We start from the raw sequence: 20,614 nt of genomic DNA on the forward strand, positions 1-20,614 counted from the left end.
TCCGGGCCTTGTTCGTATCAGCGCGCGCCGTCGATCAGGTGCTGCAGGACCGGATCGCGTGCCCTCAGGATCCGGAACAGGCCCAACGCATGCAGACCCGGCAGCAGGGCGCGCAGGTCGGCTTCCGCCGCTGCCCGGGACGCGGGGCTGCCGGCGGGATCCTGCCAGTCGCGGACGCTGGCAAGGAAGGCGCCCACGCTGCCCTTGCGCACGGTGAGGCCGTTGGCCACCACATCGTTCTGATGGTCAGGAAGGATGTCTTGAGGCTGCATGAGGAACTCCTTTCGGCGGGTGGAGTGCAGTGTGGACGCTCCTGTCTGCCGGATCTGCCGTATAACTGCCAGTTGATATGGCATATCAGACATCTCCCGCCCTGATTGACCCGGGCCTGGTCGACACTGCCCGAGGGCCGGTGCTGCTGACCGCGCAACTGGCCCTGGACCGTCCACGCCGGACCGCCCGGCACCAGCACGCCCGCGGGCAGCTGCTGGGGGCGCGACAGGGCCTGCTGCGGATCGAGGCAGGCGACCTGCACTGGCTGCTGCCAGCCGGCCATATGGCGTGGGTTCCGCCCGGACTGCCGCATGCGCTGGCCAGCATCGGCCCGTTCGATGGCTGGAGCCTGTACCTCGACGCAGCGACCTGCAAACGACTGCCGGCACGCCCCCGCATCGTGCAACCGGGCGCCCTGCTGCAGGCAGCCGTGGATCGCGCGCTGCGCTGGGCGCCCGCACCGCTCGACGCGGTGCAGGAGCGTCTGGCCGGCGTCATTGCCGATGAGATCGACGCCAGCACACCGCTGCCGCTGGCCTTGCCGCAGCCACGCGATCGGCGCCTGCGGCGCGTTGCTGCGGCGTTGGCGCGTGCACCACAGGACACCCGCAGCGTCGAGGCCTGGTCCCTTGCCATGGGACTGTCCAGCCGCACCCTTGCGCGCCACTGGCGCGCCGAAACCGGCATGACACTCAGCCAATGGCGCCAGCGCCTGCGCGTCCTGCTGGCGCTGCCACGCCTGCTGGCCGGGGAACCGGTGATCAGCGTGGCGCTGTCGCTCGGCTACGACACCCCCAGCGCCTTCATCGCCGTGTTCAAGCGCGAGATGGGGGTGACGCCTGCGCGGTATGCAGAGGGCTGACGTATTCAGCACTTCCTTTGCCTGCCTTCGCGCCCCAGGCTGCCTGCTGGGGCCGATGTCCCGCATCTGTACCACGTCGCCGATACCTGGGAAAACGTCGACCGGCTGGCCCCGGTGATCGCCCGGCGCTTCGCCGCTTGGCAGGCAACGCGAACCTGAAAACAGCGAGGCCCGGCATGACCGGGCCTCGTTCCGTATCCGCCGGGCAGGGCCCGGCGCTTCCAGTGGCGGTCAGCCGGAAATCGCCAGGCGTTCGTTGTGGTAGCGGCGCACGGCGGCAAACCACAGCAGTGCGGCCAGACCGAGACTGGCGCCCAGATAGATCGCCCAGACGCTGGGACTGATCACTTCGTGGCGGATGACCTTCAGCAGCATCTGGTTCTGCGACAGGAACGGCACCGCGTACTGCCACAGCTCGCTCTTCAGCGGGTAGGCGACCAGCGCGTAGCCGGGCAGCATCGGCAGCAGCATCAGCCAGGTCATGTGGCTCTGTGCTTCCTTCATGCTCTTGGCCGCCGCCGACAGGAAGGTCAGCAGCGAGGTACCGATCAGCAGCATCGGCAGCATCACCAGCAGCATCTGCAGCATCGAGCCGACATTCATGTTGAACTGGCGGCCGATGTTGCCCGGGGCGATCTGCGCGCTGACCTTGAAAGCCACCAGGGTCAACAGCAGGGACGCGAAGCCGACCACGCAGGCGGCGGCGATCTTGCCACTGACGATCGCGCTGCGAGAGCCGGGCGTTGCCAGCAGTGGCTCGAGTGACTGCCGCTCACGTTCGCCAGCGGTGGCGTCCATCACCAGATAGGCGCCGCCGATGAACGAGGTCAGGGTCAACAGCACCGGCAGCAGCATCGACAGGATCATGCCCCGTTTCGCTTCGGCACTGGCCAGATCCTGGCTGCCCACGTCCAGCGGACGCGCGACCTGGGCATCCACGCCGCGTGCCATCAGCCGCAGTGCGCCCACCTGGCCGTTGTAGGTGGCCAGCGCCGCTTCCAGGCGTGCGCTGGGCACTTCGGCGGCACGCCGGGTGCTGTCCTTGATCACCTCCACCAGCGCCGGCCTGCCCGCGGCCCAGTCCTCGCCGAAGTCATCGCTGATGCGCAGCGCGACGTCGATGTCCTGGTTGTGGATGGCCGCAGCCAGGTCCTTGGGTGCTGCGCTGGCATTGAGCCCCTGCGCGGCCAGGAAGCGGACCAGGTTCGGTGCGTTGTCCGCGCCGATGGTCGGGATCTGCAGCGGTTGCTCGATCTGCGTGCGCACGCGGCTCTCGGCCAGCTTGCCCATGCCCAGCAGCAGCACCGGGTACAGCAGCGGACCGAACAGCAGGGTCAGCATCAGCGTGCGGCGGTCGCGGGAGAGATCACGCAGCTCCTTGCGCATCACCGTCATCAGGGTCGACATCATGCTCATGCGTGCAGGCCCTCTTCGCTGCCGATCAGTTTCACGAACGCATCTTCCAGATTGGCTTCGCCGGACTGCGCGCGCAGCTCATCGGCACTGCCGGCGGCCATGACCGTGCCCTTGGCGATGATCACGATGTGGTCGCACAGTGCAGCCACCTCCTGCATGATGTGGCTGGACAGAATCACGCACCGCCCTTCCTCACGAAGTCCCAGCAGGAACCGGCGCAGTGCACGGGTGGTCATCACATCCAGGCCGTTGGTCGGCTCGTCGAGAATCACATTGCGCGGATCGTGCACGAGTGCGCGCGCGATCGCGGTCTTGGTGCGCTGGCCCTGCGAGAAGCCATCGGTCTGGCGGTCGAGGATGTCGCCCATGTCCAGCGCCTGCGACAGCACGTCGATGCGCTCGCGGATGCGTGCTTCGGACAGGCCGTGCAGGCGGCCGAAATAGGCGATGTTCTCGCGCGCGGTCAACCGCTTGTAGACGCCCCGCGCATCGGGCAGCACGCCCAGGTGGCGACGGACCTCCACGGGATTGCGCGCGGCATCGATGCCATCGACGCTGATGCTGCCCTGGTCAGGCGTCATCAGGGTGTACAGCATGCGCATGGTGGTGGTCTTGCCGGCACCGTTCGGGCCAAGCAGACCGGTGATGCGACCGTCCTCGGCGCGGAAGCCGATATCGGCCACTGCCTGGATGCGGCCGGTGCGGGTATCGAAGGCCTTGTGCAGGTTGTCGGCGACGATCATGGTTCCCATCCGTTGAACGAGGTGAACGCCGGCACGTAGCTCAGCGTATCCAGGCAGCTGGCATCCAGCGCCTTGGCATCGGTGCTGTCGATGAACTGGCCCAGCAGGCGGGGCATGCAGCCGGCGGAGAGCGTGCCGTGGCCCTGGCCGCGCGCGACCAGTGCGCGCCCCTGCGGCAGCCCCTTGAGCACCTGTGCGGCGTAGCGCGGTGGCGTGACCGGGTCCAGTTCACCGGACAGCAGCAGCGCCGGCACCTCGCTGCGCAGCGGTGCGGCATCTGCGGCGGGGGCCGCGGTGTGCGGCCAGACAGCACACGGCGCGAAGAAGGCGCTGGCCACCTCGTTGCCGAACAGGCGCTCGGCATTGGCGGCTGGCGCGTGGTAGCGCGGAGCGTCCTCGCTGCAGATCACCGACCACTGCATGCCGCGGTTGATCTGGAAGCCCATGCTGCGGTTGGCACCGCGTGCCAGCGAGGCGAGCGGTGCGTAGCGGCCCTGCGCAGCCTCGTCCAGCACCAGCGGCAACAGCGAGGCGTACTGCGGAACATAGGAGAAGGCGAACGCCAGCCCCATTACGCTGTCCGGCGTCAGCACGTCGCGCCGCGGCGCGTTCGTGCCGGGGTCGCGGTAGTCAACGGTCACCGGCGCGGCGCGCAGCGTATCGAGCACGCCGCGCAGCTGTTTGCTGGTGTCGGTCGGAAAGCGCTTGCTGCACGCCGGGTCCTTGCGGCACTGCGCCGACTGCAGATTGATCGCGTCTTCGAAGGTATTGGCAAAGTCGCCACCGACCACCAGCTCGTTCGGAACGACGCCGTCGATGACGATGCTGCGGGTGTGCTGCGGATAGGCGGCGGCATAACGCTGGGCCACGCGGGTTCCGTAGGAACCACCCACCAGGTTCAGCGCATCCACGCCCAGCGCCTGGCGCACGGCATCCAGATCGGCAACGGCGTCGCCGGTGGTGTAGAAACGCGCATCGGCGCGTCCCTGCAACGAGCTCGCGCAGCGCTGGGCGTAGTCGCGCAGCAGCGCCTCGCTGGGGGGCGCCTCCTCGTCGAACGTCAGTTCCTTGCCATCTGCGCCCAGGCAGGTGAGCGGGTTGGAGCCACCGGTGCCGCGCTGGTCGATCAGGAAGATGTCGCGTTGCTTGCGGACCTGGCGCAGGGCGGTATCGACGATGACCGCCACCTCGCTGGCTGCCTGCCCGGGTCCGCCGGCGAGGAAGAACACCGGATCCGGTTGGCCGGAGCCACTGTTGCCCGATTCCAGCCAGGCGATACGGAGGTTGATCTTCCGCCCTTGCGGCTGCGCCCTGTCCTCGGCCACCTGCAGGGTGGCGCACTGTGCCTCGACGTTGGCGCTGGCGCCCATCGTGGTCAATGTGCAGGGTTGGAAGTCGATCTGTCCGTAGCGGCGGCCGGGCGTTTCCGCCGCCGCATCGGCGCTGCCGGAAGGCGCCGCGCCGCAACCGGCAAGCAGCAGGCTGGCCAGCGCGCCGGCCAGTGCGAGGTGGTGTCTTTGCATCGTGCTCGTTTCCCCTGGAAGACGTTCCTGTCGACCACGACGGGCTGCCGCGGAAGATGTGACCCAACTTACACGGGCAGGAGGCTGGCGGCGATGGGCAATCGTCACTGGAAAGCCAGTCCCCTGTCGGCCGGATCGAATGCGGCGTCGCATCATGGCGAGCAGCGCAGCCGTCGGCCACGCAGACTCATGGCGAACCCAGGAGATTCCCATGAACGCGTGGTACCTCAGCGGCCTCGATCACCGCCCCTTCCAGCACCTGTTCGAACAGAGCGACCGCACGCTGGCTGCGCAGGGCATCCTGCGACGCTGGGCCGGGGATCGCGGCGGCCATCCGTGCCGGGTCAGCCTGTCCGACCCCCCAAGTGGCGCCGAACTGCTTCTGCTGCCCCATACCCACCTGGCCAGGCACTCGCCCTATCGCGCGTCCGGTCCGATCTTCGTGCAGCGCGGCGCTACGCGCTGCGTCCTGCCCACCGGGGTCGTTCCGCCCTACGTCGAGCGACGGCTGATCTCACTGCGCGCCTACGACGCGGATGCACTGATGATCAGCGGGCAGGTCTGCCCCGGCAACGAGGTCGGGGTGCAGCTCGATGTGTTGTTCGCCGATCCCGCGGTGGCCTTCGTGCAGTTGCACAACGCAGGCTACGGGTGCTTTTCGTGCCAGGCGGACCGGGTGGATCAGGACGCGCGGACACACGGCGTCGCGTGATCGGCACCACGCACGACGCGTGACCTTCTGCGCATCCGTTCAGGCCTGCGTGAAGCCTGTGGGAAAGGCTTCACGCAGGCAGTCACGGAACGGCACTTCCAAGGTACCGCGCGATGCAGCGCACCTCGATACTCGCCGAGGTGCCGCCGACCGTCCGCTGCGCAGCGCAACGCCTGCGGTCACCGTTCCCATCGACGACCACAAGGATGCGCCATGTCATTCCGATCCACACGTGTTGTGCTGGCCAGCTCATTCGCAGCCGCCGGCCTGATCTGCCTGGCCGGCAGCGCATTCGCGCACGGCACCATGACCACGCCGGCCAGTCGCGTCTACGCCTGTTTCCAGGGCAATCCGGAGAATCCGACCAACCCGGCCTGCGCCGCCGCGAAAGCACTCGCCGGCTCGCAGGCGTTCTACGACTGGAACGGCATCAACCAGGCCAACGCCAATGGCAACCATCAGGCCGTCGTACCCGACGGCACGCTGTGCAGCGGCAACAACCCGACCTTCCGCGGCCTGGATCTGAACCGCAGTGATTGGCAGACCACGCCGATCCAACCCGATGCGAACGGCAGGTTCACCTTCGTGTTCAAGGCCACCGCACCGCATGCCACGCGTGACTGGCGATTCTTCGTTACCCGCGAAGGCTGGACACCGGGCAGTCCTCTGCGCTGGGCGGACCTGCAGGAGTTCTGCACACTGGGCAACACCCCGCTGTCCGCCGATGGCACGTACAGGCTGCAGTGCCCGCTGCCACAGCGCACGGGCCAGCACGTGATCTACAACACGTGGCAGCGCGCGGATTCGACCGAAGCGTTCTACACCTGCATGGATGTGCGTTTCGAGGGCGGCAGCACTCCCCCGGCATCGCAGTGGCAGGATGCCGGCCCGCTCACCGCGCGTGGCGATCTGCCGGTCGGCACCGTCCTGGCGCTGCGCGTGTTCAACGCCAGCGGCAACGATGTGGAGCGGGTGGAGGCCACACTGGCCAGCGGCCAGACGGCGGCCGCGCAGTGGCCGCTGGTGCTGGCTCGCAAGGTCAATGGCGCCAGCCAGCACGCGCGGGTGGGCGTACTGTCCAACGGCACGATCACGCCGACGGCGTCGGCGACCGGCAACCGGGTCTATCTGAAGGAGGGCAACCGCTTCCAGCTGGACACCCGGGTACCCGATCCGGGCACGCCTTCGCCGGGCGGCGACTTCGACTACGTATACCCGGCAGGCATCGGCAGCTATGTGCCCGGGCAGACCGTGGTGAAGGGCAGCGATGGCCGGCTGTATGCCTGCCGCCCGTTCCCTGAAGGCGCGTGGTGCAACGTCAACGCCGACGCGTACCGGCCGGGCGTGGGCGCAGCCTGGCGTGATGCCTGGGTGCCGTACTGAGACCGGCGAGGTCTGCGGGAGGCGGCTGGCACCGCCTCTCCGCAGCGCACTCACTTGCTGCTGACGTACTTCTCGCGGCGGATCTGCGGGCTGCCCAGCCCGGCCGCCTTGAGCAGCTCGGCGCAGGCATCGACCATGTCCGGGTTGCCGCACAGGTAGGCGATATCGGTGGCCGGGTCCGGCGTGAAGCCGGCCAGGGCCTGCTGCACGTAGCCATGATGGACGTCGGCGTGGGCCTGTTCCGGCAACTCCCGCGACAGGCACGGAACATAGCGGAAGTTCGCGTGCGTTTCGGCGAAACTGTAGAAATCTTCGCTGTACAGCAGTTCGCCCGGGCTGCGTGCCCCCTGCAGCAGGACGACCTGCACGCCGCGTTCGGTCATGGCCCTTTCCAGCAGCGGCAGCATCGAGCGATAGGGGGTCACGCCGGTGCCGGTGGCGATCAGCAGATAGCGCGCGTTGTGATCGCCGGGGTTCAGGCAGAACCGCCCGTACGGGCCGGACGCGCTGATCTGGCCGCCGGCTTCCAGCGCCTCGAACAGCGCCGTAGCGGCGCCGCCGGGCACGAAACTGACCGCGATATCCACGGCTTCGCCGGGCCCCAGTGCGTGATCATGCACGGTGGCCAGGGAATAGCTGCGCTTGGTCTCGGTGCCATCGGCGTAGCTGAAATGGACCTGGATGAACTGGCCGGGCTGGAAATCCAGCGGCTGGCCATCGTCGCGCACGAACTGGTAGTGGCCGACGGTCGGGGCCAGCATGCGGCGGCCGACCAGCTTGAGGGGGAATTGAACAGGCACGACTTTTCGGGACAGTGTGTAGCCGGGGCAAGCCCTCGGGGTCTTCTATAATAGCCCTTCCCCGCCCCTCTCCAGCGCCAGCCCATAGGCGCGAAGGCTTCGAGCTTGGCATCCCTGAACGATACGGCGCCCGCCCTGCGCGTGCGCGACCTGCGCAAAACCTACGACAACGGAACCCAGGCCCTGAAGGGGGTCTCGCTGGAGGTCGCCCCGGGCGACTTCTTCGCCCTGCTGGGCCCCAACGGGGCTGGCAAGTCCACCCTGATCGGCATCATCAGCTCCCTGGTCAACCTCAGCGAGGGCCAGGTGGAGGTGTTCGGCAGCGACCTGGTGCGCAACCGCAGCGCGACCATGCGCCTGATCGGCCTGGTGCCGCAGGAAATCAACTTCAACCTGTTCGAAAAACCCTTCGACATTCTTGTGAACTACGCCGGCTTCTATGGCGTACCGCGCGAGGAAGCGGAGCAGCGCGCGGAAGAGGAACTCAAGCGTGCCCATCTGTGGGAGAAGGCGCAGGTGATGAGCCGCACCCTGTCCGGCGGCATGAAGCGCCGGCTGATGATCGCCCGCGCGATGATGACGCGTCCCCGCCTGCTGATCCTGGATGAGCCGACCGCGGGCGTGGACATCGAGATCCGGCGCGACATGTGGCGGGTGCTGAAGGAGATCAATGCCGCTGGCACGACGATCATCCTCACCACCCACTACCTGGAGGAGGCCGAGTACCTGTGCCGGCACCTGGCGATCATCAACCACGGCCAGATCGTCGAGCAGGGGCCGATGCGCGCGCTGCTGGCCAAGCTGGACGTGGAAGGCTTCCTGCTGGACATCGATGGCGATCTGCCGGTGCAGCTGCCGGCGATCGAGGGCGCAACCCTCAGCGCGCCCGACGCGCACACGCTGGACATCGACATGCCACGGGCGATGGATCTGAACCGCGTGTTCGCCGCGCTGAATGAAGCCGGCATCCGCGTGCGCTCGATGCGTACCAAGAGCAACCGCCTGGAGGAGCTGTTCGTGCGCCTCACCGGCAACCAGGAGAAATCCGCATGAGCACCACCGAGCTGACCGACGGCCAGCGCAACCGCGTCGCGCTGCTGACCATCGTGCGCCGCGAAGTGACCCGGATCATGCGCATCTGGGGCCAGACGCTGGTGCCGCCGGCGATCACCATGACCCTGTACTTCCTCATCTTCGGCGGCCTGATCGGCTCGCGCGTGGGCGAGATGGGCGGGTACAGCTACATGCAGTTCATCGTACCCGGGCTGGTCATGATGAGCGTGATCCAGAACAGCTACGGCAACATCAGCTCGTCCTTCTTCGGCGCCAAGTTCGGCCGCCACGTGGAAGAGCTGCTGGTGAGCCCGATGCCGAACTGGGTGATCCTGTGGGGTTACGTGGCCGGTGCGGTGCTGCGCGGCCTGATGGTCGGCGTGATCGTGCTGATCATCGCGATGTTCTTCACCCCCGTGCGCATCCCGCACCCGCTGGTGACACTGACCACGGTGCTGCTGGGCGCTACCATCTTCTCGCTGGCCGGCTTCATCAATGCCGTGTACGCGAAGAAGTTCGACGACGTGGCGATCGTTCCGACCTTCATCCTGACCCCGCTGACCTATCTGGGCGGCGTGTTCTATTCGGTGAAGCTGCTGCCGGCCTGGGCTGAAGCGGCGACCCATGCGAACCCGATCTTCTACATGGTCAACGCGTTCCGCTACGGCCTGCTGGGCAGCAGTGACGTGCCGCTGTGGGTCGCGTACGCGCTGATGATCGGCTTCGTGGTGGTGCTGACAGTGGTGGCACTGTGGCTGCTGCGCCGCGGCGTGGGCATGCGCAGCTGAGCGCCGATCGCCGGGGTCGCGATCCCCGGCACACTCGCAACATTGGTTCCGCAGACAACGGTGAACGTGCAATGCGCATCCTGATTCTCGGCGCCGGCGGTACCGGCGGTTACTTCGGCGGTCGCCTGGCCCAGGCCGGTGTGGACGTGACCTTCCTGGTCCGCCCTGCCCGCGCCGGGCAGCTTGCGCGCGATGGACTGGTGATCCGCAGTCCGGTCGGCGATGCCGCCTTCCCGGTGCAGCACGTGACAGCCGATGCGCTGCCCGCGCTGGCCCGGGAGAAACCCTTCGACCTGGTCATCCTCAGCTGCAAGGCCTACGACCTGGACAGCTCGATCGAGGCCATCGCGCCGGCGGTGGGGCCCGGCACCACCGTGCTGCCGATCCTCAACGGGCTGCATCACTACAACGATCTGGATGCACGCTTCGGCCGCGAGGCGGTGCTGGGCGGGCTGTGCTTCATCAGTGCGACCAAGGCACCGGACGGTGCGGTGGTGCATCTGGGGAAGCCCGCCAAGCTCACCTTCGGGGAACGCGACGGTGGCGCGCTCTCGGCGCGCGTGCGTGCCTTCGCAGCCGCCTGCACGCAGGCCAACCTCGATCACCTGGCCAGCGAACGCATCGGCCAGGAGCAGTGGATCAAGTACACCTTCCTCACCGCGCTTGCCGCGGCGACCTGCCTGTTGCGCGCGGACATCGGCACGATTGTCGCGACCGATGATGGCACGGCCATCGTGCAGGGCCTGTACGACGAGTGCCTGGCCGTGGCGGAGGCGGCCGGTGAGGCGGTGCCGGCGGCAGCGCAGGACACTGCGCGCGGGACCTTGACCCAGGCCGGCTCGGCATTGAAGGCCTCGATGTTGCGTGACCTGGAGGCCGGGCAGCAGGTGGAGGCCGGCCACATCGTCGGTGACATGCTGGTGCGTGCACGCAGCGCCGGCCAGCAGGGCGTGCTGCTGCAGGTCGCCTACAGCAGCCTGCAGGCCTACCAGGCGCAGCGCCGGGCGTGAGCCTGACGCTGCCCGCCGGTCCGTTGCCCGGACGGGTGCTGATCCTGGGCATGGGCTGGAGCGGGCGCGTACTGGCGGCTCGCCTGAAAGCGCTGGGCGTGCAGGTCGCCGGCACCGTACGCGATCCGTCCACGGCAGCCGTCGATGGCCTGCGCTGCCATCGACTCTGCGCTGGCACAGCACCTGCACCCGCGCTTCTGGATGACATCGCGCGCGCCGATGCGGTGCTGGGCAGCATACCGCCCGATGCCGACGGCGACCCGGCAGTGCGCATGCTGCGCACGGCACTGGAAGACAGTCCCGCATTGCAGTGGGTGGGCTATCTGTCGTCGACGTCGGTGTACGGCGACCGCCAGGGCGGCTGGATCGATGCGGACAGCGTGGCCGACGCCACCGGGCCTGCGGGCCTGCAGCGCCTGCGCGCGGAGTCGCAATGGCGCGCACTGGCCAGCCGGCGCGGCATCGCCTCGGCAGTGTTCCGGCTGCCCGGGCTGTATGGTCCCGGCCGCAATGCACTGGTGCAGCTCGCGCAGGGGCGTGCCCGCCATGTGCTGAAGCCGGGCCTGCTGTTCAACCGCCTGCATGTACAGGACCTGGTAGCGGTGATCATCGCGGCGATGCGGCGACCTACCCTGCAGGCGCTGTACCTGCCCAGCGACGATGAGCCGGCACCGCCGCAGGACGTGCTGGCCTTCGCCGCGCAGCTGGGAGGCTTTGCGATGCCACCGGCAGTGGCGTGGGACGACCCGTCGCTGAGCCCGGCCCTGCGACGCTTCTACGAAGGCAGCAAGCGCATCGACAGCCGTCGCACGCGCGAAGCGCTGGGATGGACGCCGCAGTTTCCGACGTATCGGGAAGGGCTGACGGAGCTTGCCGCTTCGCTCGCCGGGCATGGCCCAGCGCTACCGGATCCGGGCACTCACGGCTGACGTGCAGTGCCGGCGTCGGGCAGCCGGAAGAAGGCACGGGCTGCCGCCGTGGCATGGGCTGCGGTCAGCACGACATCCTCGCCACGATCACGCGCCAGCTCCTCGACGATGTGCGAAAGGAACATCGGTTCGTTGCGGCGATCCTTCGGCATCGGCTTGAGCGTGCGCGGCAGCAGGTACGGCGCATCGGTCTCGATCATCAGGCGATCGGCCGGAATGCTCTTCACCAGCTCGCGCAGGTGCGCCCCGCGACGCTCGTCGCAGAGCCAGCCGGTGATGCCGATGTACCAGTCCTGGTCGAGGTAATCAAACAACTCCTCCCGTTCACCGGTGAAGCAGTGCACCACCGCCGGCCCGAGGCGACCCTCGAAGTTCTTCATCTGCGCCATGAAGTCGGCGTGCGCGTCGCGCTGGTGCAGGAACAGCGGCTTGCCGTTCTCCGCCGCCAGCTGCAGCTGGCGCTCGAACGCACGGTGCTGGGCAGGTCGCGGCGAGAAGTCACGGAAGTAGTCCAGTCCGCACTCGCCGACCGCCACCACTTCCGGGTGGGCATGCAGGGCGCGCATCTCCGCGTCGCATTCTTCGGTGTACTCCACCGCATGATGCGGGTGTACGCCGGCCGTCGCATACAGGAATCCCGGATGCTGCTGGGCCAGCTGCAGCGCCAGCGGAGAGTGCTCGCGGCTGGCCCCCGTGACGACCATCTGCACCACCCCGGCCTGGCGGGCACGCTGCAGCACGGCGTCGCGGTCGCGGTCGAAGGAGTCGTGGGTCAGATTGGCGCCGATGTCGATCAGGTGCATGGTCATCGTGGAGGAAATGTGCCTGCGCATTGTACCCGTGCCCAGCGTGGCCCCTTATCCTTTGCGCATGGACGCCCCGCACTTCCCCATTTCTCCGCTGCTGCCGCAGATCCAGCAGCATCTGGCCGCACAGCCACGGCTCGTGCTGGAAGCACCACCGGGCGCCGGCAAGACCACCCAGGTACCGCTGGCGCTGCTCGATGCACCGTGGCTGCAGGGCCGCAGGATCATCCTGCTGGAGCCGCGCCGGGTGGCCGCGCGCAGCGCAGCGATGTTCATGGCACGGCAGCTCGGTGAGGAGGTCGGCGATACCGTCGGCTACCGCATCCGCTTCGAGAACCGGGTGTCCGCGCGCACCCGCATCGAAGTGGTGACCGAAGGCATCCTGACCCGCATGCTGCAGGACGACCCGTTGCTGGAACAGGTGGGCGCGATCCTGTTCGACGAGTTCCATGAGCGCCACCTCAGCGGCGACCTGGGATTGGCACTGGCGCTGGACGTACAGGCACAGCTGCGCCACGACCTGCGGCTGGTGGTGATGTCGGCGACCCTGGATGGCGAGCGGCTGGCACGCTTCCTCGACGCACCCCGCTTGAGCAGCGAGGGCCGCAGCTACCCCGTCACGGTCAGCCACTTCCCGGCGCGTCGCGAAGAATCTTTGGAACTGCAGGTCCGCCGCGCAGTGCAGCAGGCGCTGGTCGAGCACCCGGGCGACGTGCTGGTGTTCCTGCCTGGCCAGCGGGAGATCGCCCGCGTGCAGGCCGGTCTGCAGGAATCGATCGGCGGCAGCACCGAGGTCCTGGCACTGCATGGCGAACTGCCGGTGGAACAGCAGGCGCGCGTGCTGCAACCTGCAGATGAGGGCCGCCGCCGCGTGGTGCTGGCCACCAACGTGGCCGAATCCTCGGTGACCCTGCCCGGCGTGCGCGTGGTGATCGACAGCGGCCTGGCACGCGAGCCCCGCTATGACCCGAACAGCGGCTTCACCCGCCTGGACGTGGTGGCCATTGCGCAGGCCTCGGCCGACCAGCGTGCCGGTCGTGCCGGCCGCGTGGCCGAGGGCGTGGCCTGGCGCCTGTGGCCGCAGTCGCAGCGGCTGGAGCCTCAGCGGCGTGCCGAGATCGACCAGGTCGAACTGGCAGGACTGGCGCTGGAGCTGGCGGCGTGGGGCAGCAGCGACCTGCGCTTTCTCGATCCGCCTCCAAGCGGACCGATGGGTGCGGCGCGCGAGCTGCTGCACCGCCTGGGCGCGTTGTCGGAGTCGGGCGCGATCACCGCCTTGGGCCGACGCGTGCTGGCGCTGGGTACCCATCCGCGCATGGCCGTGATGCTGCTCGCCGCCCCTGACCCGCAGGCACAGGCGCTGGCGGCCGATCTGGCGGCGCTGCTGGAAGCACGCGACCCCCTGCGCCAGGGCGGCGATGCACTGGCGGCACGCTGGCGCGCGCTGGCCGCGTTCCGCGCTGGCCGCGCGCCGGCCGATGCCAGTCGTGGTGGACTGGCTGCCATTGATGCCGCCGCGCGCCAGTGGCGGCGTCGGCTGCGCTGCGATGCCGCGCCCCCTGCCAGCATCGAAGCGCACGCGCTGGGCGATCTGCTGGCGCACGCCTTTCCCGATCGCATCGGCTTCCAGCATCCGGGCGATCCGCTGCGCTACCTGCTCGCCAACGGGCGCAGCGCGCGCCTGCATGAACTGAGCGATCTGCGTGGCGAACCGTGGCTGGTCGCCAGCGAACTGCGTTTCGAGGCCCGCGATGCGCTGCTGCTGCGCGCCGCGCCGGTCGATGAGGACCATCTGCGCAGGATCTACCCGCAGCGCTTCGTCACCGCCGACACCGTACGCTGGGACGGCGAACGGCGTGCGCTGGTCGCATTGCGCGAAACCCGCTTCGATCGCGTCGTGCTGGACAGTCGTTCGGCGGGCCGGGTCGATCCGGAACACGCGGCCAGCGCCTTGACCGAGGCTGTTGCCGAGCTCGGCCTGCAGGCATTGCCGTGGACCGAGGCCCTGCGCCAGTGGCGGGCACGGGTGGAGTCGCTGCGTCGCTGGATGCCCGAGCTGGAGCTGCCCGACTGCAGCGATGCCACGCTGCTCGCCACCCGCGCGCAGTGGCTGCAGCCTGCGTTTGCCGGCAAGAGCCGCCTCGATGCGCTGGACGAAGCCAGCTTCGCAGAAGCGCTGAAGTCGCCCCTGGCATGGTCACAGCGGCAGCTCGTGGAGCGGCATGCGCCAACCCGCATCACTGTGCCCTCCGGGCTGGAGCGGCCCATCACCTATGCACTGGACAGCGAGTCCGGCGAACCGCTGCCACCGGTGCTGGCCGTGAAGCTGCAGGAGTTGTTCGGGCTGGCAGACACGCCCCGCATCGCCGATGGGCGCGTGCCGCTGACCCTGCACCTGCTGTCGCCCGGCGGTCGTCCGCTGCAGGTCACCCAGGACCTGCGCAACTTCTGGGAAAACACCTATGCCGAGGTGAAGAAAGAGATGAAGGGCCGCTATCCCCGCCATCCCTGGCCGGACGACCCGTGGACAGCCACCGCCACCCACCGGGCCAAACCACGCGGAACATAGCACTCCTGCCTGATCCTGAATGGAGCGCGTAGAGTCACGCCGTGTGACTGCCCGACTGACATACCGTTTACGGGCAACGCGCCACACTGGACTTCGACCCGAGGCAAAGGACCCCCGCATGAGCAGACTGACCGTGATTACCGACCGCGCCCTGGAGCGCGCCCTGGACCTGGCCCACACCGCGGGCGACGGCCTGAAGAGTGCCGGCGGCAGCCTGCGCCATCTGGGTCCGCAGGCCAGCGACTGGATCAAGACGGGAGCCGCACTGGGCGCAGTGAAGACCGGTGGCAAGGTTGCCACCAAGTTCGCCCGCCGCAATCCGGCAGTGACCATCGCCGCCGCGGCAGTGGGTGTGGGTCTGCTGGGCTACGCCCTGTATCGCAAGCAGCAGAAGAAGAAGGCGGCCAATGGTCACGTCGTCGATGGCCAGGCGCAGCGCATCAGTGCCCGCGACCGCCGCAACGACACCGTGGTCGACGAGCACAGCGATATCGGCAGCGACGCCTGAGGCAGGTGGCTGCATCCGGGCCGGAGATCGCCTGTGGGTGATCTCCGGCCCGTTTCGTTTCAGCCGATCTGCCGCCACTGTCCGGGGCGCAGATCATCCAGCCGGTAAGGACCCATTGCCACCCGCACCAGGCGCAGGGTGGGCAGGTTCACGGCGGCGGTCATCCGCCGTACCTGGCGGTTGCGCCCTTCACGGATCGTGATCGCCAGCCAGGTATCCGGCACGGTCTTGCGGAAACGCACGGGCGGATCGCGCGTCCACAGCTCCGGCGCGGGATCGAGCCGTTCGACCTTCGCCGACAGGGTCGGCCCGTCATTGAGGATCACGCCGCTGCGCAGGCGCTGCAGCTGGTCCTCGCCAGGCGTGCCTTCCACCTGCACCCAGTAGGTCTTGTCGGCCTTGTGCTTCGGGTCGGTCAACCTGTGCGCCAAGGGACCGTTGTCGGTCAGCAGCAGCAGGCCTTCACTGTCATGATCCAGCCGGCCGGCCGCATACACACGCGGCGGCAGGCCGAACCCCGCCAGGGTGGGGCGCGGCGGGACGCTGCGATCGGTGAACTGGCACAGCACATTGAACGGCTTGTTGAAGGCAATCAGCATCGCAGGCACGGCAGACGGTGGATGCGGCATTGTCCCATCCCGGCGCTGCCATCGCGATCACGGGCGCCTCAGCCGAAGACCTTCCATTTCAGCAGGAACGAAACAAGCACCAGCGCAATGCCACAGGCCGATGCGATCGCCGCCCGCCGCCGCTGGGACGCCAATGGCGGGCTCGCACGGCGCGCGCGTTCATCCTGCAGGATGCCGATCAACAGCACCGCGAACCCCACCGCGCCCAGCAGGTCATAGGTATTGCCGCCATGGAAGGCGAAGTCGAACAGGCGTACCAGCACCAGGACTGCGATCACGATGTACAGGATCTTCTTCAACCTCTCACTCCTTTGACTGTCGCGCCGGGCCAGGCCCGGCGGATACACGTGTGTCCATTGCCGCTTGCGGCTGCGAGGCTTCGCCTCAGGGCTTGATGAAGCGCAGGGTCATGCGATCGCTTTCGCCGATGGCCTGGTACTTCGCGGCGTCGGCCTTGTCATGCTGGTTGGTCGGCGGCAGGGTCCACACGCCGTTGGGATGATCCTTGGTGTCGCGCGGGTTGGCATTGATCTCGCTGCGCGCATCCAACCTGAAGCCGGCGGCCTCGGCCAGGGCGATCACCTGCTGCTGGCCGACATAACCGGTGTCATCGTCGTCGGCCACATCGGCCTTGGCGCGGTGCTCCACCACGCCCAGCACGCCGCCCGGCTTGAGCACGTTGAAGAAGCCCTGGAACATGCCCTGCGCCTGGCCGGCCTTGCGCCAGTTGTGCACGTTGCGGAAGGTCAGCACCACATCGGCCGAGTTCGCCGGTCCGAACACCGGCTTGGCCGGATCGTAGGCGACCACGACTGCTTTGCCGAACTGTGCCGGCGCACCGGCGAACTTCTTTTCCAGGCCATCGCGGCTGCGCTGCTGGTAGTCGCGGCCACGACCTTCTGCCACCGCCATCGGGTCGACCACGGCTGCCACGTACCGGCCCTTGTCATGCAGCAGCGGCGCGAGGATTTCCGAATACCAACCGTTGCCCGGAGTGATTTCGATGACGGTCTTCTCCGGTGCCACCGAGAAGAAGGCCAGCGACTGTGCCGGATGACGGTAGCCATCACGCTTGACGTTGGCCGGATCACGGGTCGACGCCTTCACCGCAGCGTCGATGGCGGGCGATACCTGGATCTGCGCCGGCGCCACCACGGTCGGCGCAGCGTACGCGGGCACGGCAGCAAGCAGGGCGGAAGCAAGCAACAGGCGGCAACCACGCAGGGACGAAGCAGGCATCATCGGGGCGACTCCAGCGGAATGATGCGGCGAGACTAGCAGTCACCGCGCGCCAGGTGTTCACAAATCGTTAGCCGCGCGCCCGTCGCGGAACACTGTTTTGTGGTCAGCGCCGCAGCGCGGTAACACAACGCGTTCTATTCTGGAGCACTTCCCCCAAGGAGACCGTGCCCATGACGGCAACCCGTGAACTGGGCCGTTCCGGCCTGCATGTACGTCCGCTCGCCTTCGGAGGCAACGTGTTCGGCTGGAGCGCCGACGAGAAGGCCAGCTTTGCCCTGCTCGATGCCTTCGTCGACGCCGGCTTCAACCTGGTCGACACCGCCGACGTGTACTCGGCCTGGGTGCCCGGCAATGTGGGCGGCGAATCGGAAACGCTGATCGGCAGGTGGTTCGCCCGCAGCGGCAAGCGCGAGAAGGTGGTGCTGGCGACCAAGGTCGGCAAATGGGCCGAACGCCCAGGGCTGACCCCGGACAACATCAATGCGGCGGTGGAAGACTCGCTGCGTCGCCTGCAGACCGATGTGATCGATCTGTACCAGGCCCACGAGGATGATGAGTCGACACCGCTGGAAGCCACGCTGGCCGCGTTCGGTCGCCTGATCGAAGCCGGCAAGGTGCGCGCCATCGGTGCCTCCAACTACAGCGCCACCCGCCTGGCCGATGCGCTGAAGGTATCCACCGATTACAAGCTGCCGCGTTACGAAACCCTGCAGCCGGAGTACAACCTCTACGACCGCGCCGGCTACGAGACCGCGCTGGAACCGCTGGTGCAGCGCGAACAGATCGGCGTGATCGGCTATTACGCGCTGGCCAGCGGCTTCCTCAGCGGCAAGTACCGCACGGCAGCCGATGCGGGCAAAAGCCCGGCGAGGGGCGAGAACGTGGTGAAGCGCTATCTCAACCCGCGCGGCCTGCGCATTCTGGAAGCGCTGGATGACGTGGCCAGCAAGCACACTGCCAGCCCGGCACAGATCGCACTGGCATGGCAGATCGCACGGCCGTCGATCACCGCGCCGATCGTCAGCGCCACCAGCGTCGAGCAGCTGCACGACCTGCTGGCCGCGGCGAACGTATCGCTGAGCGTGCAGGATGTCGCGCAGCTGGACGCGGCAAGCGCGGAAGGCTGAGATTGGCCGGAGCCGGTCGCCGGCCGGCTCCGGCATCGGGCAGAAGAAAATAATTCAACAAAATGGTTGCGCACGACTAAATCGTGGTTTATCGTGCGCACCTCGTTTCAACACCCGCCTGGATGTTTCCCTTGAACGCGCATTTCTCCGCCATCGCCACACTGCTGCCATGCCTGCGCATGGATGTGCTGGCGCGCGCGTCCGGCAAGGAAGCACTGCCCATAACGGCCTGATACCCGCCCTGCGGAGATCGGCCACCCCGATCTCCGAGGCTTGACGACGCCCTCGGAACGCTTGTCCCGGGGGCGTTTTCGTTTGCGTCGGCACAAGGACCCGCGATGCCAGAACTGCACCCCGCGCGGCATTCCGCCGCACACTGATCGGCCATTACCTGCACGCCGGAGTTTATCTTCGCGCAGGCGGCCGTGCCCGGACATTATCTGCATCGCCTCACAACATTATCGCCCGCCGATAATGTCGATGGCCTGCACCCTCGATTTTCCAACGGTCCCGCTTCAATGGCGGGCTGGTGCGCGCGGCGCTGCCGTAGCGTATGCCGGAGGTCGCGGACATGCCCTCGCCTGGATCGCCTGCTGGTCGCAGGCGCCGGTTCGCCGGCACGCGGTTCGATTCCGCGCGGTTCCCAACTGGATAGCTCAGCCTGGTCAGAGCAACGGATCCTGAGTCCGTCTGTCGTGGGTTCAATTCCCACTCCAAACCACATGACCTGTCACGTCATGACTTGAAGCAACACCCGGGACGCACGTCCCAGCGGCCATCGTCGCCATCCACGGACATCGCCTTCGGGCGAAGAAGTGGAAGGCAACGGACCGCACGCCGGGCCCCGGTCCGCCGCCACTGCCCGCCTTGGTCCACCCCGGTGCTGCCTGCCGGCGACGCCCTTGGCAGTACTGCCGGCGCACCGAAGGCTCCGCGCGCGGACCGTCCGCCGATGGCCGCCCTCTTCCGCGGCCTGCACGGGGTGTGCAGGCCGCCTCGCCACGACCTGATCGGCCCGGGTCGTGGCGATGGATTTACATCGGGTCGAACCACCAGAGCCATACAAGGAGAGACTCCCATGTTCTGGACCATCAAGGTCGTGATCGGCGACGGCGAGCGCGGCCTGGTGTATCGCAACCGTCGTTTCCAGCAGGTGCTGCTGCCCGGCGTGCACCGCCTGTCGCGGTTCGGCGGCTCGCCGCAGGTGACCGTGCACAACGCATCGAAGGGCAGCGCCTACAGCGGCAGCGACCAGGACAGCCTGATCGACGCGCTGGGAGCACAGCTGCACGAACACTTCGTGCTGGCCGATATCGGCGCCGAACAGGTGGGTCTGCTGCTGCGCAATGGCCGTATCGACGATGTACTGCCGCCTGGCAGCCGCCATCTGTACTGGCGGGGTTCGGTCGACACCGAGGTGCGCGTGATGGCCCTGGGTGACGAACCGCGCGTGCCGGCCAACGTGCTGCAGCGCCTGGGCCAGCTGGGCGTACTGCCGCGCGTGGCGGTGATCAGCACCGTGCCGAGCGAATCGGTCGGCCTGCTGTTCGTCGACGGTACGCTGCGACAGACCCTGGATGCCGGACTGCACGCGTTCTGGAATTTCAACGGCAACGTGTCGGTGGAGCGCGTCGAACTGCGTGCGCGTTCGCTCGACGTGTCCGGCCAGGAGCTGCTCAGCCGCGACAAGGTGACCCTGCGGGTGAACCTGGCCGCGACCGTGCAGGTGGTCGACCCGGTGCGTGCACACCGCACGCTCAGCAACGCCGACGAGTTCATCTACCGGCAGCTGCAGTTCGGCCTGCGCCAGGCAATCGCCACGCGCAGCCTGGATGAGCTGCTGGGCGAGAAGGCGGCGCTGGACGGTGAGATCGCCGCGCACGTGCGGGCCGCGATCGAGGGCCACGGTGTGCAGCTGCTGGGTGTCGGCATCAAGGACGTGATCCTGCCGGGCGAGATGAAGGAGATCCTCAACGGCGTGGTGCTGGCCGAGAAGCAGGCGCAGGCCAGCGTGATCCGCCGCCGCGAGGAGGCCAACGCCACCCGCTCGCAGCTCAATACCGCCAGGCTGATCGAGGACAACCCGGTGCTGATGCGGCTGAAGGAGCTGGAAGCGCTGGAGAAGGTCACCGAGAAGATCGACAAGCTCACCGTGTTCGGCGGCCTGGATGGCGTGCTGAAGCAGCTGGTGACGATGAAGTAGGGGGCTGGGGCGGCGCAGGGACGCGCCGCCGGCCCATC

Annotated in this window: 20 protein-coding genes and 1 tRNA gene; 12 read left to right on the forward strand and 9 right to left on the reverse strand. The window is 67.9% G+C overall.

From position 1 onward, the window contains the following. Nucleotides 1-17 precede the first annotated feature (17 nt). The gene (locus ACVOKU_RS06615) at nt 18-272 is read right to left on the reverse strand and encodes a hypothetical protein (protein WP_193396732.1); all 255 of its coding nucleotides are present in this window, start codon (nt 270-272) and stop codon (nt 18-20) included. A gap of 77 nt (nt 273-349) precedes the next feature. Between ACVOKU_RS06615 and ACVOKU_RS06620 the strand changes: the two genes are divergently transcribed. Beyond that, a complete protein-coding gene (locus ACVOKU_RS06620; RefSeq protein WP_481559444.1) occupies nt 350-1,135 on the forward strand; it encodes an AraC family transcriptional regulator in 786 nt (261 codons plus the stop codon). Nucleotides 1,136-1,366: 231 nt separating this feature from the next. On the opposite strand, the gene ACVOKU_RS06625 is transcribed toward ACVOKU_RS06620, so the two are convergent. The 3 genes from ACVOKU_RS06625 to ACVOKU_RS06635 are packed head-to-tail and all read right to left on the reverse strand — an operon-like array spanning nt 1,367 to nt 4,817. Next, nucleotides 1,367-2,551: an ABC transporter permease gene (locus ACVOKU_RS06625; RefSeq protein WP_481559445.1), complete on the reverse strand. Its 1,185-nt coding sequence runs from the start codon at nt 2,549-2,551 to the stop codon at nt 1,367-1,369. Beyond that, a complete protein-coding gene (locus tag ACVOKU_RS06630) occupies nt 2,548-3,294 on the reverse strand; it encodes an ABC transporter ATP-binding protein (protein WP_481559446.1) in 747 nt (248 codons plus the stop codon). Before ACVOKU_RS06630 ends, ACVOKU_RS06625 begins: the two co-directional genes overlap by 4 nt. Further along, nucleotides 3,291-4,817 carry an alpha/beta fold hydrolase gene (locus ACVOKU_RS06635; RefSeq protein ID WP_481559447.1) on the reverse strand — a complete coding sequence of 509 codons (1,527 nt, stop codon included), beginning with the start codon at nt 4,815-4,817 and terminating at the stop codon, nt 3,291-3,293. The genes ACVOKU_RS06630 and ACVOKU_RS06635 overlap by 4 nt, the downstream gene beginning before the upstream one ends. A 211-nt stretch (nt 4,818-5,028) precedes the next feature. Here ACVOKU_RS06635 and ACVOKU_RS06640 point away from each other — a divergent pair, with 211 nt between their 5' ends. Next, nucleotides 5,029-5,529 carry a DUF1203 domain-containing protein gene (locus ACVOKU_RS06640; RefSeq protein WP_481559448.1) on the forward strand — a complete coding sequence of 167 codons (501 nt, stop codon included), beginning with the start codon at nt 5,029-5,031 and terminating at the stop codon, nt 5,527-5,529. Between the two features lie 213 nt (nt 5,530-5,742). After that, nucleotides 5,743-6,912 (forward strand): lytic polysaccharide monooxygenase, encoded by a 1,170-nt coding sequence (locus tag ACVOKU_RS06645; protein ID WP_481559449.1) that lies wholly within the window; start codon nt 5,743-5,745, stop codon nt 6,910-6,912. Between the two features lie 50 nt (nt 6,913-6,962). Here the strand turns inward: ACVOKU_RS06645 and ACVOKU_RS06650 are convergent, their stop codons facing one another. Further along, on the reverse strand, nt 6,963-7,712 hold the full coding sequence (locus tag ACVOKU_RS06650) for a ferredoxin--NADP reductase (protein ID WP_481559450.1): 750 nt from the start codon (nt 7,710-7,712) through the stop codon (nt 6,963-6,965). 84 nt (nt 7,713-7,796) lie between these two features. Here ACVOKU_RS06650 and ACVOKU_RS06655 point away from each other — a divergent pair, with 84 nt between their 5' ends. From ACVOKU_RS06655 to ACVOKU_RS06670, 4 genes are all read left to right on the forward strand, one after another. Further along, nucleotides 7,797-8,765, forward strand: coding sequence for an ABC transporter ATP-binding protein (locus ACVOKU_RS06655; protein WP_481559504.1), 969 nt, complete (start codon nt 7,797-7,799; stop codon nt 8,763-8,765). After that, nucleotides 8,762-9,553, forward strand: a complete 792-nt coding sequence (locus ACVOKU_RS06660) for an ABC transporter permease (protein ID WP_481559451.1) — start codon at nt 8,762-8,764, stop codon at nt 9,551-9,553. Before ACVOKU_RS06655 ends, ACVOKU_RS06660 begins: the two co-directional genes overlap by 4 nt. A 71-nt stretch (nt 9,554-9,624) precedes the next feature. Continuing rightward, nucleotides 9,625-10,563 (forward strand): 2-dehydropantoate 2-reductase, encoded by a 939-nt coding sequence (gene panE / locus ACVOKU_RS06665; RefSeq protein ID WP_481559452.1) that lies wholly within the window; start codon nt 9,625-9,627, stop codon nt 10,561-10,563. Further along, on the forward strand, nt 10,560-11,492 hold the full coding sequence (locus ACVOKU_RS06670) for an SDR family oxidoreductase (protein ID WP_481559453.1): 933 nt from the start codon (nt 10,560-10,562) through the stop codon (nt 11,490-11,492). Before panE ends, ACVOKU_RS06670 begins: the two co-directional genes overlap by 4 nt. On the opposite strand, the gene ACVOKU_RS06675 is transcribed toward ACVOKU_RS06670, so the two are convergent. After that, complete coding sequence (locus tag ACVOKU_RS06675; RefSeq protein ID WP_481559505.1) at nt 11,483-12,295, reverse strand: TatD family hydrolase; 813 nt, start codon at nt 12,293-12,295, stop codon at nt 11,483-11,485. The genes ACVOKU_RS06670 and ACVOKU_RS06675 overlap by 10 nt on opposite strands. A 67-nt stretch (nt 12,296-12,362) precedes the next feature. Between ACVOKU_RS06675 and hrpB the strand changes: the two genes are divergently transcribed. Both hrpB and ACVOKU_RS06685 read left to right on the forward strand, forming a co-directional pair. Continuing rightward, nucleotides 12,363-14,867: an ATP-dependent helicase HrpB gene (gene hrpB / locus ACVOKU_RS06680; RefSeq protein ID WP_481559454.1), complete on the forward strand. Its 2,505-nt coding sequence runs from the start codon at nt 12,363-12,365 to the stop codon at nt 14,865-14,867. Between the two features lie 118 nt (nt 14,868-14,985). Next, the gene (locus ACVOKU_RS06685; RefSeq protein WP_053519564.1) at nt 14,986-15,375 is read left to right on the forward strand and encodes a hypothetical protein; all 390 of its coding nucleotides are present in this window, start codon (nt 14,986-14,988) and stop codon (nt 15,373-15,375) included. A gap of 59 nt (nt 15,376-15,434) precedes the next feature. Here ACVOKU_RS06685 and ACVOKU_RS06690 read toward each other — a convergent pair whose 3' ends face one another. The 3 genes from ACVOKU_RS06690 to ACVOKU_RS06700 form a co-directional block, all read right to left on the reverse strand. Further along, entirely contained in the window at nt 15,435-15,974 is a 540-nt protein-coding gene (locus tag ACVOKU_RS06690) for a pseudouridine synthase (protein WP_481559506.1), read from the reverse strand. A gap of 68 nt (nt 15,975-16,042) precedes the next feature. Then, nucleotides 16,043-16,303 (reverse strand): hypothetical protein, encoded by a 261-nt coding sequence (locus ACVOKU_RS06695; RefSeq protein ID WP_065181442.1) that lies wholly within the window; start codon nt 16,301-16,303, stop codon nt 16,043-16,045. An 85-nt stretch (nt 16,304-16,388) separates the two neighbouring features. Then, complete coding sequence (locus ACVOKU_RS06700) at nt 16,389-17,246, reverse strand: class I SAM-dependent methyltransferase (RefSeq protein WP_481559455.1); 858 nt, start codon at nt 17,244-17,246, stop codon at nt 16,389-16,391. 170 nt (nt 17,247-17,416) lie between these two features. Here ACVOKU_RS06700 and ACVOKU_RS06705 point away from each other — a divergent pair, with 170 nt between their 5' ends. The 3 genes from ACVOKU_RS06705 (at nt 17,417) to ACVOKU_RS06715 (ending at nt 20,576) form a co-directional block, all read left to right on the forward strand. Next, nucleotides 17,417-18,373 (forward strand): aldo/keto reductase, encoded by a 957-nt coding sequence (locus ACVOKU_RS06705; protein ID WP_053518125.1) that lies wholly within the window; start codon nt 17,417-17,419, stop codon nt 18,371-18,373. A 647-nt stretch (nt 18,374-19,020) separates the two neighbouring features. Then, a tRNA-Gln gene (locus tag ACVOKU_RS06710) sits at nt 19,021-19,094 on the forward strand. Between the two features lie 357 nt (nt 19,095-19,451). Continuing rightward, nucleotides 19,452-20,576 (forward strand): slipin family protein, encoded by a 1,125-nt coding sequence (locus ACVOKU_RS06715; RefSeq protein ID WP_481559456.1) that lies wholly within the window; start codon nt 19,452-19,454, stop codon nt 20,574-20,576. Nucleotides 20,577-20,614: the final 38 nt, after the last annotated feature.

The organism is Stenotrophomonas sp. STEN147 (assembly GCF_056757995.1).

Bases quoted from the DNA above. Each gene is read 5' to 3' on its own strand.
- ACVOKU_RS06615 (WP_193396732.1), bottom strand. From the start codon at position 272: ATGCAGCCTCAAGACATCCTTCCTGACCATCAGAACGATGTGGTGGCC.
- ACVOKU_RS06620 (WP_481559444.1), top strand. From the start codon at position 350: ATGGCATATCAGACATCTCCCGCCCTGATTGACCCGGGCCTGGTCGAC.
- ACVOKU_RS06625 (WP_481559445.1), bottom strand. From the start codon at position 2,551: ATGAGCATGATGTCGACCCTGATGACGGTGATGCGCAAGGAGCTGCGT.
- ACVOKU_RS06630 (WP_481559446.1), bottom strand. From the start codon at position 3,294: ATGATCGTCGCCGACAACCTGCACAAGGCCTTCGATACCCGCACCGGC.
- ACVOKU_RS06635 (WP_481559447.1), bottom strand. From the start codon at position 4,817: ATGCAAAGACACCACCTCGCACTGGCCGGCGCGCTGGCCAGCCTGCTG.
- ACVOKU_RS06640 (WP_481559448.1), top strand. From the start codon at position 5,029: ATGAACGCGTGGTACCTCAGCGGCCTCGATCACCGCCCCTTCCAGCAC.
- ACVOKU_RS06645 (WP_481559449.1), top strand. From the start codon at position 5,743: ATGTCATTCCGATCCACACGTGTTGTGCTGGCCAGCTCATTCGCAGCC.
- ACVOKU_RS06660 (WP_481559451.1), top strand. From the start codon at position 8,762: ATGAGCACCACCGAGCTGACCGACGGCCAGCGCAACCGCGTCGCGCTG.
- panE (WP_481559452.1), top strand. From the start codon at position 9,625: ATGCGCATCCTGATTCTCGGCGCCGGCGGTACCGGCGGTTACTTCGGC.
- ACVOKU_RS06675 (WP_481559505.1), bottom strand. From the start codon at position 12,295: ATGCACCTGATCGACATCGGCGCCAATCTGACCCACGACTCCTTCGAC.
- hrpB (WP_481559454.1), top strand. From the start codon at position 12,363: ATGGACGCCCCGCACTTCCCCATTTCTCCGCTGCTGCCGCAGATCCAG.
- ACVOKU_RS06685 (WP_053519564.1), top strand. From the start codon at position 14,986: ATGAGCAGACTGACCGTGATTACCGACCGCGCCCTGGAGCGCGCCCTG.
- ACVOKU_RS06690 (WP_481559506.1), bottom strand. From the start codon at position 15,974: ATGCTGATTGCCTTCAACAAGCCGTTCAATGTGCTGTGCCAGTTCACC.
- ACVOKU_RS06700 (WP_481559455.1), bottom strand. From the start codon at position 17,246: ATGATGCCTGCTTCGTCCCTGCGTGGTTGCCGCCTGTTGCTTGCTTCC.
- ACVOKU_RS06705 (WP_053518125.1), top strand. From the start codon at position 17,417: ATGACGGCAACCCGTGAACTGGGCCGTTCCGGCCTGCATGTACGTCCG.
- ACVOKU_RS06715 (WP_481559456.1), top strand. From the start codon at position 19,452: ATGTTCTGGACCATCAAGGTCGTGATCGGCGACGGCGAGCGCGGCCTG.